Source organism: Pantoea rwandensis (assembly GCF_002095475.1).
Taxonomy (GTDB): Bacteria; Pseudomonadota; Gammaproteobacteria; order Enterobacterales; family Enterobacteriaceae; genus Pantoea; species Pantoea rwandensis.
This window is the reverse complement of the sequence record NZ_MLFR01000004.1, coordinates 132444-145819: the sequence shown is the minus strand read 5'-3', so window position 1 is coordinate 145819 and position 13376 is coordinate 132444. Positions and strand designations below refer to the sequence as shown.

The window sequence follows — 13376 nt, the reverse complement described above, 5'->3', positions numbered from 1 at the left end:
AGTTTAGGGGCGTCATTCATGGCGGCCCTGCAAACTTAGCTCGGACAATGTAGGGGCGTCATTCATGGCGGCCCTGCAAACCTAGCTCGGACAACGTAGGGTCGTCATTCATGGCGACCGTTTTCAACGCTGCACCACCGTCAACAGGACGATAACCATGACCCTCCGCCGTTATCTTTGCTGTCTGCTGCTGCTCCTGCCGTGGCTCGCCCAAGCGGGCGATGGCGCTGATTTCACTGCCGCCAGCCGCACTGATCAGGCGACCTTGCTGCAGCAATGGGCCGCTGCACCGCATGCCAGCCGCTTGCCGCTGTTACAGGCACTGCGCAACGAAAGCATGGTCATCGACCAGAACAAACAGCCGTTCAGCAAGCAGGGTGACAAACTCATCCCGCTGGACAGCGCGCAACAGCCGACGGGTGAAACTAAAAAGCTGTTTATGAACAACCGACTGCGCGTGTTAATCGCCAGCGCCCTTGCTGCCCACCAGTTAGTGAGCGACGATCCAGCTCTCCGCCTGCGCGCCGCGCAACAGTTGCAAAATGACGGTGCGGCTGACCAGTTGCCGCTGATCGAACAGCGCCTCACGGTAGAGAAGGACTCGCAGGTGCACGCCGTACTCACCATGGCCGCCGCCAACCTGCAACTTGCCAGTCCGGATGCCGCCGTGCGTCTTAAAGCCGTCACCTTACTCGGGGAGTCCAGCGATCCCAATATGCAGGCCAGCCTCAATCACCTCACGCAGGCCAGCAATGAACCCGATGCGCAGGTGCGCGCCGCTGCCGTCGCCAGCCTACAACAGATCAAACATCGCCTGATGTGGGGCGACCTGTTTGGCCAAGCCTTTACCGGCCTCTCTCTTGGCTCGATCCTGCTGCTGGCTGCGCTGGGTCTGGCGATCACTTACGGCCTGCTCGGCGTGATCAACATGGCGCACGGCGAGATGTTGATGCTGGGCGCTTACGCCACTTGGTTCGTGCAGAACCTTTTCCAGCAGTTCGCGCCACAGTGGCTGGCATGGTATCCGCTGTTGGCGCTGCCGGTGGCATTTCTGGTCACTGCCGGTATAGGCATGTTGCTGGAGCGCACCATCATTCGCCATTTATACGGGCGACCACTGGAAACGCTGCTCGCCACCTGGGGCATCAGCCTGATGCTCATTCAACTGGTGCGTATGCTGTTTGGTGCGCAGAACCTGGAAGTGGCTAACCCGAGCTGGCTCTCTGGCGGCTGGCAAGTGCTGCCCAATCTGGTACTGCCGTACAACCGTATTGCGGTGATTCTGTTTGTGTTTGCCGTGCTGGGCCTGACCTGGCTACTGCTCAATAAAACGCGTTTAGGCCTGAGCGTGCGCGCCGTAACACAAAATCGCGCCATGGCCGATTGCTGCGGCGTGCCAACCGGGCGCATCGATATGCTGGCATTTGGTCTGGGTTCTGGCATTGCCGGACTGGGCGGCGTGGCGCTGTCGCAACTCGGTAACGTTGGACCAGAACTGGGACAGGGTTACATCATCGACTCCTTCCTGGTGGTGGTGCTCGGTGGCGTCGGTCAGCTGGCAGGCACCGTGGTTGCCGCCTTCGGACTGGGCATCCTCAATAAAGTGCTGGAACCGCAGATTGGTGCGGTGCTGGGTAAAATCCTCATCCTGGTGCTGATCATCTTGTTCATTCAGAAACGTCCACAGGGCCTGTTTGCCTTCAAAGGGAGGGTAATAGACTAATGAGCCAACCCCTAACCTTAACCCTGACGCGCAAAGCACCGTGTCTCAGCATCAGCCTCGGCATCGTGATTACCGCCCTGCTGTTGGTGCTGCCTTTCTGTGCCCTGTTACCGGCGACGCATCCACTGGCGATCTCCACCTACACGCTGACACTGGTGGGCAAAATTCTCTGCTACGCCGTCGTCGCCGTGGCATTAGATTTGGTGTGGGGCTATGCCGGGTTGTTATCACTCGGACATGGTCTGTTCTTTGCGCTGGGCGGCTACGCCATGGGCATGTACCTCATGCGTCAGGCATCCGGCGAGGGCTTACCGGCCTTTATGTCGTTCCTCTCATGGAACGAACTGCCGTGGTTCTGGGCCGGCACCCAACATTTTGCCTGGGCGCTGTGTCTGATCATGCTGGTGCCCGGTTTGCTGGCGCTGGTGTTTGGCTTCTTCGCCTTCCGCTCAAAGATCAAAGGCGTCTATTTCTCGATCATGACGCAAGCGCTGACCTACGCGGGCATGCTGCTGTTTTTCCGTAATGAAACCGGCTTTGGCGGCAACAACGGCTTTACCGGCTTCACCACTTTGCTGGGCTTCAACGTCACCGCCACCGGCACGCGCATTGGACTGTTTATCGCCACCGTACTGTTGCTGCTGATCAGTCTGGGGATTGGCTTCGCGCTGGCGCGCAGTAAGTTTGGTCGGGTGCTCACCGCGGTGCGTGATGCGGAGAACCGCCTGATGTTTATCGGTTATGACCCCAAAGGCTTCAAGCTGTTTGTCTGGACGCTGTCGGCGGTGCTGTGTGGTTTGGCTGGCGCGCTGTATGTGCCGCAGGTTGGCATTATTAACCCCAGTGAAATGTCGCCGACCAACTCGATTGAGCTGCCATTTGGGTGGCGCTAGGCGGGCGCGGCACCTTAATTGGTCCACTTTTAGGCGCTGCGATTGTGAATGGTGCCAAAAGCTGGTTCACCGTAGCCTTCCCCGAATACTGGCTGTTCTTCCTTGGCCTGATGTTTATCCTCGTCACGCTGTTCCTGCCGCGTGGTGTGATTGGCCTGCTGCGCCGGAGGCGTGATGACTGAGCAACTGTTTACCCAACCCCACCCGGCAGACCGTCACCGCGATCAGAGCGATCCGGTGCTGCAGCTGGAGAAGATCAACGTCTCATTCGATGGCTTCCGCGCGCTCACCGATCTTTCACTGAAGATCGGCGTTGGAGAATTACGTTGTGTGATCGGTCCCAACGGCGCGGGCAAAACCACGCTGATGGATGTGATCACCGGCAAAACCCGTCCCGACAACGGGCAAGTGATCTATGACCAGGACACCGATCTGACCCGCATGTCGCCGGTGGAGATCGCGCGGGCCGGCATCGGTCGCAAGTTCCAGAAACCCACGGTGTTTGAAGCCTTAACGGTGTCCGAAAATCTGGAGATTGCGCTGAAAAATGACAAGTCGGTGTGGGCCAGCCTGCGCGCGCGACTCAACGGCGAACAGCAGGATCGCATCGATGAGGTGTTAAAACTGCTGCGTCTCGGCGGTGAACGCCAGCGCAAAGCCGGACTGCTGTCACACGGACAGAAGCAGTTTCTCGAAATCGGTATGTTGTTAGTACAGGACCCGCATCTCTTGCTGCTCGACGAACCGGCGGCGGGTATGACCGATGCGGAAACCGAATATACCGCCGAGCTGTTCCGCAGTCTGGCGGGCAAGCATTCGCTGATGGTGGTGGAACACGACATGGGTTTTGTCGAGACCATTGCCGATCACGTCACGGTGCTGCATCAGGGCCAGGTACTGGCTGAGGGATCGTTACGCCAAGTACAGGCGGACGATCGGGTCATCGATGTTTATCTGGGGCGCTAAGATGCTGCAAGTATCCGAATTGAATCAGTATTACGGTGGTAGCCATATTCTGCGCGGTCTTTCGTTTGAGACGAAACCAGGCGAGATCACCTGTCTGCTGGGACGTAACGGCGTGGGCAAAACCACGCTGCTGAAATGCCTGATGGGCCTGATTCCCGCCAAATCCGGCGAGATTCGCTGGCAGGATAAGGTGATCAACAGCCGTAAACCCCACCAGCGTGTGCAGGCGGGCATTGCCTATGTGCCGCAGGGTCGTGAAATCTTCCCTCGTCTGACGGTGGAAGAAAATCTGTTGATGGGTCTGGCGCGCTTCTCTGGATCTCAGGCCAAATCCGTGCCCGAAGAGATCTACCAGCTGTTCCCGGTACTGCGCGAAATGAAAGCCCGCCGCGGCGGCGATCTGTCCGGCGGGCAACAGCAGCAGCTAGCGATCGGCCGTGCGTTGGCCTGTAAGCCGCAGCTGTTGATCCTTGACGAGCCGACCGAAGGGATCCAGCCGTCGGTGATCAAGGAGATCGGCGCAGTGATCCGTCAGTTAGCCCAGCGCGGTGATATGGCGATCCTGCTGGTGGAGCAGTTTTACGATTTTGCGGCGGAGTTGGCGGATCAATATCTGGTGATGTCGCGCGGTGAGATCGTGCAGCGCGGCGCGGGCGCGAATATGGAAGCAGAAGGCGTGCGTGGCTTGGTGGCGATTTAAAGGCATGCACATGCCGTAGCCGCGCAATTTATTGCGCATTGCTTGGATGGGCGCGATGCCACATCAGGCAAGGTCAACATCGCGCGATGAATCGCGCCGCTACGTATTCGTGCGGTTGATAATTAACGCGCTGGCTCGTTATCCAACTGGAACACGCTGATATTCTCCACCAGCGAACCAACCTGCTGATTCAGCGCGCGTGCCGACTGAGCTGACTGCTGCGACAGCGTGGCGTTTTGCTGCGTTGCGGCATCCATGTGCGTCACCGCCAGATTCACCTGCTCGATACCCACGCTCTGTTCTGCGCTGGCGGAGGAGATGTTCTCCATCAGCTCACACAGCTGCTTAACGCTCTCAACAATCTCCTGCATGGACGAGCCCGCGCCTTTCACCAGCGTGTTGCCCTGCGCAATCAAACTCACTGAACGATCGGTCAAACCACGAATGTCACGCGCTGCGGAAGCCGATCGCTGTGCCAGCGCACGCACTTCCGACGCCACCACCGCAAAGCCACGGCCATCATTACCCGCACGCGCCGCTTCCACCGCCGCGTTAAGTGCCAGAATATTGGTCTGGAAAGCGATACCATCAATCACCGTGACAATCTCATTGATCTCACGTGAGAACTGATGAATTTCGCCCATCGCCACCACCACTTTTTCCACCACTTCACCGCCATCTCCGGCACGCTGGCGGGTATCACGTGCGATATCACTGGCATGACGTGCGTTCTCGGCATTGTTTTTCACCACCGAGGTCAGCTGCTCCATAGAGGCAGCTGTCTGTTCCAACGCACTGGCCTGCGCTTCGTTGCGCGCCGACAACTCGCGGCTGCCGTGTGCGACCTGATCGGTGGTATCGGCTATTGCCTCAGTCCCCGAACGCACGCCGGTCACAATACGCGTCAGGTTATGGTTCATATCACGCAGCGCTGCCATCAACTGTGCGGTTTCGTCGCGTCCTGAGACTTCAATGTGGGCGCGCAGATCCCCCGCAGCTACGGTTTTCGCCACGTTGATCGCCTGCTTAAGCGGACGCGTGATGCTCTGCACCAGCCAGGCCGTAATGCACACGCCGACCAGCAAAATACAGCCCATCGCAATCAGCAGTAGCAGGCGGGTTTTCTGGTAATGCGCGAGGTTATTGGCTTCGATCTCTTGATGCATCTGCTGCGCGCGTTTTAGCGTGGCAGCCACCAGATCATCGATTTGCTGCGTCGGTGCGCGGTCAATACCCGTAACCAGATGGTCCACCCGATTCGCACTATTGCTATCGCTGATACTGTAGTTTTCCAGTGCCGCCAGGTACTTACTCTCTAGCCCGGCATGAACGGCGCGTGCCTGTTCAACCGGTGCATTCGGCAAGCCCAGCGACGTCTGGATCTGACTCAGTTTGCTCAGCAGCGCTTGGGTTTGCTGGCTCTCTTTCAAAAACGCCTTTTTGTACTTATCGAAGGTCTCCTGCCCTTGGGTACCGCGCAACAGGGTATTTTTCCACTCCTGTACTTGTATCTTGAACTGCACCTGCGCACTGCGCGCGGTGTCGATGCTGTCAGCAATCAGCACTTCGCGTGCCATCACATCCTGATTGTTTTCCAGCGCCTGCATATTGACTTGCAGTCCGTGCAGTCCCATCAACAACGTAGCGAACAGCAGCAACGTGGCGAGAAACCCCAGCCGCTGGCCAATTTTAAACTGGTTGAGCTTCATAAATCTGAACCCTGATGATAAAGAAAGGAGAACCAATGTGACGAATGTCACAGGGGTTATCGTCCAACAGGGCAATGAGCTTTATACGATTGGCGAGGAGATTGCGTGACAGTTTTGTGAATAGCGAAGCGGTAGAAATACAGGCGGCACTAAGGCCGCCTGTGATTAGAGAATGCCGGTCTCCACGCTGAAGTGGCGTTTCTCGCCCGGTGCCAGCTCGATCAAAGTTCCGGCACGCTGTGCTGCATTAAACCCTTCCGGTCGGCAGGTGGAGGGCAACACGTAAGCCGCCACTTGCTGATCGTGATTGTGCAACAGCCAGCGTGTGGCGTGGGGGAACTGCCGGCTGTCGAAGCGCGTCATCAAGGCATAACCCTCCGGGGCATGCAGCTCGAACTGCACCTCATTGCCGTATTGCTGCAGATTATCAGCAAAGAACACGATCTCCGGATCGCACATCTCGGGTTGATCTAAGGGCTGAAATGCCTGTGGATCGTGCGCCAGCCGATCGGTATACGCGGTCCACTGCGGCGTTGGTTTCACATGTGCCGGGATCGAGGTGCGTAGCTTGAACGCATCCTGCGGGATCGACTGCTTAAAACGTCCATGCGTCAGCCAGGCACTGTTCAAATGGCACATATACTGCAGTGGCATCGGTGCGCCCGCCAGATTGGTGACGTTCATATCAATGTGCAGACGTGGCGCGTTGGCCTGCACGCGCACGGCAGGTGCCGCTAGATAGTGATGCCCGAAGCCTTTCACATACTCGGTTTCCCCTTCCAGCGACACGCGATCCTGCTCCAGCACGAGCCACGCGCTGTCCATGCGGGCGCAGGCCATTTCACCGTGTAGTGGATGATCGTCATCGGGTGCCGGACAACCGTTCGCCAGCAAGCCGGAGTGGAAGGCAAAACAGCCGTAAGTATCGATAATCGAGTTGCCTGGCAGCGGCTGTTTAAAGCTGTGTCCCATAGTCAGCGAATGACCATCGAAAGTCGCCTCCCACACCATCTGACCGTAAAACGGCAGCACGATCACCGTGCCGCGCTGGTTGCTGATACGTACCGCCTCCACACCCGCCGGATAACGAAACAGTTCGACGTGAAAATAGTCATTGTGCAGCAGCGTACTGGGTGTTTCATGGAACTGTTCGCGACGTAGCGGTAATCGGGTTTTCATGGCATATCCTCAACCAGACGACCCGCCTGCATGGCCTGGTTTTTATGACGCAGCTCGCCCCAGAAGTAGAATCCGACCCAGGCGAAGCACAACAGCGAGACGCCAAACGCCAGCTGCATCGATCCCAGATGATCGGAGACGAAGCCCTGAATCGCCGGGATAAAGGCAGCGCCGACAATCGACATGACGATAAACGCGCCTGCCACTTCGGTGTACTTGTTATCCACCGTGGCCAGCGTGCCCGCGTAAATCGTCGCCCAGCAGGGTCCGAACAGCACACTCACAAACACCGCCGCGTACACTGCGGTGAAGTTTGGCACAAACATCACCCACGCGAGGGTGATTACACCCAGAACCGAATAGACAATTAGCACTTTTTCCGCGCGGAAGCGCGTCATCAGGAAGTTGGCGACAAATTTACCAATGAAGAAGCAGATAAAGCTGTAAATCATAAAGTTAGAGGCGTGGCGTTCGTTAGTAGCCCCTAGCGTCAATGCCAGGCGGATGGTAAAGGACCACACCGCCACCTGCATCCCGACATAGAGGAATTGCGCCACGATACCGCGTTTGAAGTGGCGATTACCCGCCAGATAGCGGAAGGTTTCACCCAGCGAGGGCAGCGACTTCTCACTTGATTCCGGTTTGCAACGTGGATAGCGGGTAAACAGGAACAGCAACATCACGACCACTAACACCATCACCAGATATTTGTACGGCTCCAGCGTGTGCTCCAGCATGGTGAGACGGAAAGCATGGGCCTGCTCCGCATTCATGCCCGCCATTTGCGTATGCAGACTGTCACCGTCCTGGAACACCAGATATTTGCCCAGCACGATGCCCATCAGCGCGCCGATCGGGTAGAACGTCTGGCTGATATTAAGGCGCAGCGTGGCGTGATCGCGATGGCCAATCATCGAGCTATAGGTATTCGCCGCCGTTTCGAGGAAGCTCAAACCAATGGCGATGGCAAAAATGGCCGCCAGGAACATGGTATAGGTCGCCATGTGCGAAGCGGGATAGAACAGCACACAACCGACGATGTACAACACCAGTCCCATCAGGATCGCCAGCTTGTAGGTGGCTTTACGGATCACCAGCGAGGCAGGAATCGCTATCAGGAAATAGCCACCGTAAAAGGCACTCTGTACCAGCGCACTGGCAAAATCGCTCAACGCAAACACGCTTTTGAATTGCGTAATCAGGATGTCGTTTAAGCTTGCGGCGCAGCCCCACAGCGGGAACAGGCACGAAAGCAAAATGAACTGGAACAGTGGCGTCTTATTCAGATAGCCGTCAGATTGCTGAACAATGTTCTGTTGCATGACTCGACCTCAGTTTAGGTTGAGAAAACGCTGGAAGGTTTCCGCGTCAGGATAGGAGCGCTGCGTGCCACGGCCGGTCACGCTGCAGGCGGCATAAGCCGAGGCTTGCGCCATCGAGGCTGCGATATCGCCGGTTTTTACCAGCTCGTGGGCAAAACAACCGATAAAGGCATCGCCGGCACCACTGGTATCCACCGCCTGCACCGTCGTTGGCGCAACATGATGCAGATGGTCGCCTGACATCCACAGTGAACCGCGTCCACCCAGAGTGATAATCAGGTTCTTCAGACCGCGCTTGAGTAGCACTTGCCCCGCCCGTTTCACCTCATCATCCGTTCCCACCGGCATGCTGGTGAGAATCTCCAGTTCGGTTTCATTGGGCATAAAGAAGTCACATTTGCAGGCGTAGTCGATATCCAGATTCGCCACCGCCGGTGCCGGATTGAGAATCACTTTGATGTCGTGCTGGCGCGCAAAATCAATCGCGTAGTAGACAGTTTCGAGCGGGATCTCTAACTGCAGGATGATCAGTTGGCAGGCTTTCAGTGCCTCGGCAGCCGCATCGATATCGGCGGGTTTGAGCTGCTGGTTGGCGCCTTTGATGATCAGAATGCGGTTCTGCGATTGGTCATCAACAAAGATCGGTGCCACGCCGCTGGAGGTGCCCGGCGCGATGGTGACAAATTCGGTGTCGACGCCTTGCTGCTTGAGGTTCGCTACCGTATTTGGCGCAAACAGGTCGTCGCCCACTTTGCTGACCATCATCACGCTGCCACCCATTTTCGCGGCAGCTACCGCCTGATTCGCCCCTTTGCCACCACAGCCAATAGCGAAATCAGGCGCTTCCAGTGTTTCGCCCGCTTTCGGCATCTGATTGGTATAGGTAATAAGGTCCACCATATTCGACCCAATAACCGCGATATCCATTGTTAACTCCCCGGTGAATTTTTAGCTTTAAAATGTTATTTAAATCACACTAGCAGGTTATAAAAGTTAATGGTGTGACAAAATTCACATCCTGATGGGGTAATAAGAACGTTTTGTGGGGAATTCAGAAAATGATGATGTTATTATTTTAACAAACCAACATCATGGTAAGGTAGGCATGAGGTACGCTGCGGGAGTTTACGGCGCGATCTCATTACAGGTAAGATTGAAAATCTGCCTGCTGGATGTGGTGCAAATCATTAAAATCTGTGAGATTTATCGTGATTCGCAGTTGGCTGCGTGAAAGCGTTCACCGGTCAGGCCTCTTAACTTCAGGAAAACCCTTACACAGAGATGCTCATGGAAACCCGGCGCGACGAACGCATTCACAAGCTGGCGCAAGCACTGAAGCGCACCGATAAGTTGCATCTGAAAGATGCGGCACAACTCTTGGGCGTCTCCGAGATGACTATCCGCCGCGATCTTACCGAACCCGCTTCAACGGTGGTCTTGCTGGGCGGTTACATTGTCAGCGATCCGAAAAGCCATGCCGGGCACTATTTCATCTCCGATCAACATGGGCAAAATGCCGCGCGTAAACAGCGTCTGGCGCAGGCCGCGGCCGGGTTGATCAGTGAAAACGACACGGTGTTTTTTGACTGTGGCACCACCTTGCCTTACATCGTGGATGCGATACCCGACACGCTAACCTTCACTGCCATTTGCTGTGCCATGAATACCTTCCTCGCGCTGAAAGAGAAACCCGCCTGTAATGTGATTCTGAGTGGCGGAGAGTTCCATGCTGATAATGCGCTGTTCACGCCGATTGGTGCCCATTCAATTCTCGACGATCTCTGCCCAACACTGGCCTTTATCTCCGCCGCGGGGATCGATCAGGAACAGGGAGCAACCTGCTATAATATCAATGAGTTAGCCATGAAACATCACGCCATGTTGCGTTCGCGCACGCGCGTGTTGGTGGCAGACAGCAGCAAATTTGGCAAAGTGCTGCCTGCGCGCATTGGTGAGCTGCGCCGTTTTGATTTAATGGTGAGTGACAGCGCGCCAGAATCGGCGCTGAAGAACTGGTTGGCGCAACAGAACATCCCGCTGCGCCTGCCTTAAAATTATGCCTTGCGGTCGATCACCGCGTCGCCGTCGCGCAGTCGGCGCAGGTTATCGCAGATCCCTTTGATAATTCCCTTCATTGAGACATCGGTGACGCCGCCAATATGCGGCGTTGCGATCACGTTATAGCGGAACACCGGATCTTGTGGATTGGGTGGCTCCTGCCAGAACACGTCCAGACCGGCGCCAGCCAATCTTTTCGTCTCCAGTGCTGCCAGAAACGCCTGCTTCTCTATCAGGCCACCGCGTCCCAGGTTGATCAGGAAGCTGTCTGGTTTCATCTGCGCCAACGCATCGGCATTGATGATGTTGTGCGTCGCAGCATTGTCAGGCAGGCTGAGCACCACGAAGTCTGCCTGTTGCAGTAGCTCCGGCAACTGCGCCATATTGCCAACCCAATCGAGTTGATGCTGTCGCGCAAAAGCTTCATCCGCTTCACGTTTTACGCCAATCATGCGCATACCAAACGGAGCCAGTCGTTTCGCCAGGGCTTTACCAATTCCGCCCAAACCCACCAGCCCGACGGTTTTGCCCATTAATCCCATACCGATGGGCTGACCAAGCTTCTGCTGCGCCAGACAATCGGCAATCTCATGCTGACGGCGTGCCAGGCCAATCATCATCCAGATCCCCAATTCCGCCACCGAATCCGCATTGCCTGAATCGTCGGAAGGCACGTTCGCCACCATAATGCCGGCTTGCTTCGCCGCATCGAGGTCTACGCCTTCTAATCCCACGCCCGCCTGCTGGACCAGCTTCAGGCGATCGGCGGTGGCGATCAGCCGAGCATCCACGCGGCACATGCCGGGGATCAGCGCATCAAAACCGGCCAGACTCTCGGCGGCATGCCCCGCCGAGGCGATAATTTCCATATCCGGTAATGTCTGACGAATGGCAGGAATTAACCCGCCCCATGCATTTTCATCCGCTGCAATCAGCACTCGCATCACACCTGCTCCGTTTTTAGGCAAAAATTCAGCATAGCGGCTGGTGGGTGAGAATCAATCAGTTATCCATTTCTGGCATGCACTCCAGAATATTCAACGCCATGTGGCTGTGATTGCAGGGTGAAAACGGCTAAACTTCTGCATCAGATGTCCACCACTCACAGACCAAAAGGCTCATTACAACGTGGCTCAATTCGTCTATAGCATGCATCGCGTCGGTAAGGTCGTTCCGCCGAAGCGTCACATCCTGAAGAATATTTCTCTTAGCTTCTTCCCGGGTGCAAAAATCGGTGTTCTTGGCCTCAACGGCTCAGGTAAATCCACCTTACTGCGCATCATGGCCGGTATTGATACCGATATCGAAGGGGAAGCACGCCCACAACCCGGCATTAATGTTGGCTATCTGCCACAGGAACCGCAGCTGAACCCGGAGCACACCGTGCGTGAGTCCGTGGAAGAAGCCGTTTCTGAAGTGGTTGGCGCACTGAAACGCCTCGACGAAGTCTATGCGCTGTATGCCGATCCCGATGCCGATTTCGACAAGCTGGCCGCTGAACAAGGCCGTCTGGAAGAAGTGATTCAGGCACACGATGGTCATAACCTCGATACGCAGCTGAACCGTGCCGCAGATGCGATGCGTCTGCCAGATTGGGATGCCAAAATCGCTACGCTGTCCGGTGGTGAACGCCGCCGCGTCGCGCTGTGCCGCTTGTTGCTGGAAAAGCCAGACATGCTGCTGCTCGACGAACCCACCAACCACTTGGATGCAGAATCTGTGGCATGGCTGGAACGCTTCCTGCACGACTTTGAAGGCACCGTTGTGGCGATCACGCACGACCGTTACTTCCTTGATAACGTAGCGGGTTGGATTCTGGAGCTGGACCGCGGTGAAGGTATTCCTTGGGAAGGTAACTACTCTTCCTGGCTGGAGCAGAAAGATCAGCGTCTGGCACAGGAAGCGTCTTCTGAAGCAGCTCGTCGCAAGTCGATTGAGAAAGAGCTGGAATGGGTACGTCAGGGCGCGAAAGGCCGTCAGTCTAAGGGCAAAGCCCGTCTGGCACGCTTCGAAGAGCTGAACAGCACCGATTATCAGAAACGTAATGAAACCAACGAATTGTTCATTCCACCAGGTGCGCGCCTTGGCGACAAAGTGCTGGAAGTCACCAACCTGAGCAAATCGTATGGCGACCGTGTCCTGATTGATGATCTGACCTTCTCGGTGCCGAAAGGCGCGATTGTCGGCATCATCGGTCCAAACGGTGCGGGTAAATCTACCCTGTTCCGTATGATGTCCGGTCAAGAGCAGCCAGATTCTGGCACTATCGAGCTGGGCGAAACCGTCAAGCTGGCGTCAGTGGATCAGTTCCGTGACGCGATGGACAACTCGAAAACCGTGTTCGAAGAAGTGTCTGGCGGTCAGGACATCATGCGCGTGGGCAACACTGAGATGCCAAGCCGCGCCTATGTTGGTCGCTTCAACTTCAAAGGCACCGATCAGGGCAAACGCGTTGGCGAGCTGTCCGGTGGTGAGCGCGGCCGTCTGCACCTCGCGAAACTGCTGCAAGTTGGCGGCAACCTGTTGCTGCTCGATGAACCGACCAACGACCTGGACATCGAAACCCTGCGCGCGCTGGAAAACGCCCTGCTGGAGTTCCCGGGCTGTGCCATGGTGATCTCGCATGACCGTTGGTTCCTCGACCGTATCGCCACCCACATCATCGATTATCAGGATGAAGGTAAGGTGGAGTTCTTCGAAGGTAACTTTACCGAGTACGAAGAGTACAAAAAACGCACCTTGGGCGCTGACGCGCTGGAGCCAAAGCGTATCAAGTACAAGCGTATGACGAAGTAATTGTCATGATGTGAAAAAGGCGCCGATTGG

Annotated in this window: 10 protein-coding genes and 1 pseudogene; 6 read left to right on the top strand and 5 right to left on the bottom strand. The window is 56.2% G+C overall.

All coding sequences use genetic code 11. The features are described 5' to 3' along the window. Positions 1-157 precede the first annotated feature (157 nt). The 4 genes and pseudogenes from urtB to urtE all read left to right on the top strand — a co-directional run bounded on the left by urtB (position 158) and on the right by urtE (position 4282). Entirely contained in the window at positions 158-1723 is a 1566-nt protein-coding gene (gene urtB, locus HA51_RS07075; protein WP_084933742.1) for an urea ABC transporter permease subunit UrtB, read from the top strand. Then, positions 1723-2798 (top strand): annotated as a pseudogene (urtC, locus tag HA51_RS07070) (urea ABC transporter permease subunit UrtC). Before urtB ends, urtC begins: the two are co-directional and overlap by 1 nt. After that, positions 2791-3582, top strand: coding sequence for an urea ABC transporter ATP-binding protein UrtD (urtD, locus tag HA51_RS07065; RefSeq protein WP_084933739.1), 792 nt, complete (start codon positions 2791-2793; stop codon positions 3580-3582). The pseudogene urtC and the gene urtD overlap by 8 nt, the downstream one beginning before the upstream one ends. A gap of 1 nt (position 3583) precedes the next feature. Next, positions 3584-4282, top strand: a complete 699-nt coding sequence (gene urtE, locus HA51_RS07060) for an urea ABC transporter ATP-binding subunit UrtE (protein WP_084933734.1) — start codon at positions 3584-3586, stop codon at positions 4280-4282. Between the two features lie 122 nt (positions 4283-4404). Here urtE and HA51_RS07055 read toward each other — a convergent pair whose 3' ends face one another. The 4 genes from HA51_RS07055 to rbsK all read right to left on the bottom strand — a co-directional run bounded on the left by HA51_RS07055 (position 4405) and on the right by rbsK (position 9419). Next, positions 4405-5991, bottom strand: coding sequence for a methyl-accepting chemotaxis protein (locus tag HA51_RS07055; protein ID WP_084933732.1), 1587 nt, complete (start codon positions 5989-5991; stop codon positions 4405-4407). A 165-nt stretch (positions 5992-6156) separates the two neighbouring features. Then, the gene (locus HA51_RS07050; protein ID WP_084933729.1) at positions 6157-7170 is read right to left on the bottom strand and encodes an aldose 1-epimerase family protein; all 1014 of its coding nucleotides are present in this window, start codon (positions 7168-7170) and stop codon (positions 6157-6159) included. Beyond that, positions 7167-8492, bottom strand: coding sequence for an L-fucose:H+ symporter permease (fucP, locus tag HA51_RS07045; RefSeq protein WP_084933726.1), 1326 nt, complete (start codon positions 8490-8492; stop codon positions 7167-7169). Before fucP ends, HA51_RS07050 begins: the two co-directional genes overlap by 4 nt. A gap of 9 nt (positions 8493-8501) precedes the next feature. Further along, the gene (gene rbsK, locus HA51_RS07040; protein ID WP_084933724.1) at positions 8502-9419 is read right to left on the bottom strand and encodes a ribokinase; all 918 of its coding nucleotides are present in this window, start codon (positions 9417-9419) and stop codon (positions 8502-8504) included. 360 nt (positions 9420-9779) lie between these two features. Between rbsK and deoR the strand changes: the two genes are divergently transcribed. After that, the gene (gene deoR, locus HA51_RS07035; protein ID WP_084933928.1) at positions 9780-10544 is read left to right on the top strand and encodes a DNA-binding transcriptional repressor DeoR; all 765 of its coding nucleotides are present in this window, start codon (positions 9780-9782) and stop codon (positions 10542-10544) included. Between the two features lie 2 nt (positions 10545-10546). On the opposite strand, the gene HA51_RS07030 is transcribed toward deoR, so the two are convergent. Further along, on the bottom strand, positions 10547-11494 hold the full coding sequence (locus HA51_RS07030; RefSeq protein ID WP_084933721.1) for a 2-hydroxyacid dehydrogenase: 948 nt from the start codon (positions 11492-11494) through the stop codon (positions 10547-10549). A 184-nt stretch (positions 11495-11678) separates the two neighbouring features. On the opposite strand from HA51_RS07030, the gene ettA reads away from it, so the two are divergent. Continuing rightward, on the top strand, positions 11679-13346 hold the full coding sequence (gene ettA / locus HA51_RS07025; protein ID WP_084933718.1) for an energy-dependent translational throttle protein EttA: 1668 nt from the start codon (positions 11679-11681) through the stop codon (positions 13344-13346). Positions 13347-13376 lie beyond the last annotated feature (30 nt).

Excerpts from the sequence above, each read along its gene's own strand:
- urtB (WP_084933742.1), top strand. The coding sequence starts at position 158 with ATGACCCTCCGCCGTTATCTTTGCTGTCTGCTGCTGCTCCTGCCGTGG.
- urtD (WP_084933739.1), top strand. The coding sequence starts at position 2,791 with ATGACTGAGCAACTGTTTACCCAACCCCACCCGGCAGACCGTCACCGC.
- urtE (WP_084933734.1), top strand. The coding sequence starts at position 3,584 with ATGCTGCAAGTATCCGAATTGAATCAGTATTACGGTGGTAGCCATATT.
- HA51_RS07055 (WP_084933732.1), bottom strand. The coding sequence starts at position 5,991 with ATGAAGCTCAACCAGTTTAAAATTGGCCAGCGGCTGGGGTTTCTCGCC.
- HA51_RS07050 (WP_084933729.1), bottom strand. The coding sequence starts at position 7,170 with ATGAAAACCCGATTACCGCTACGTCGCGAACAGTTCCATGAAACACCC.
- fucP (WP_084933726.1), bottom strand. The coding sequence starts at position 8,492 with ATGCAACAGAACATTGTTCAGCAATCTGACGGCTATCTGAATAAGACG.
- rbsK (WP_084933724.1), bottom strand. The coding sequence starts at position 9,419 with ATGGATATCGCGGTTATTGGGTCGAATATGGTGGACCTTATTACCTAT.
- deoR (WP_084933928.1), top strand. The coding sequence starts at position 9,780 with ATGGAAACCCGGCGCGACGAACGCATTCACAAGCTGGCGCAAGCACTG.
- HA51_RS07030 (WP_084933721.1), bottom strand. The coding sequence starts at position 11,494 with ATGCGAGTGCTGATTGCAGCGGATGAAAATGCATGGGGCGGGTTAATT.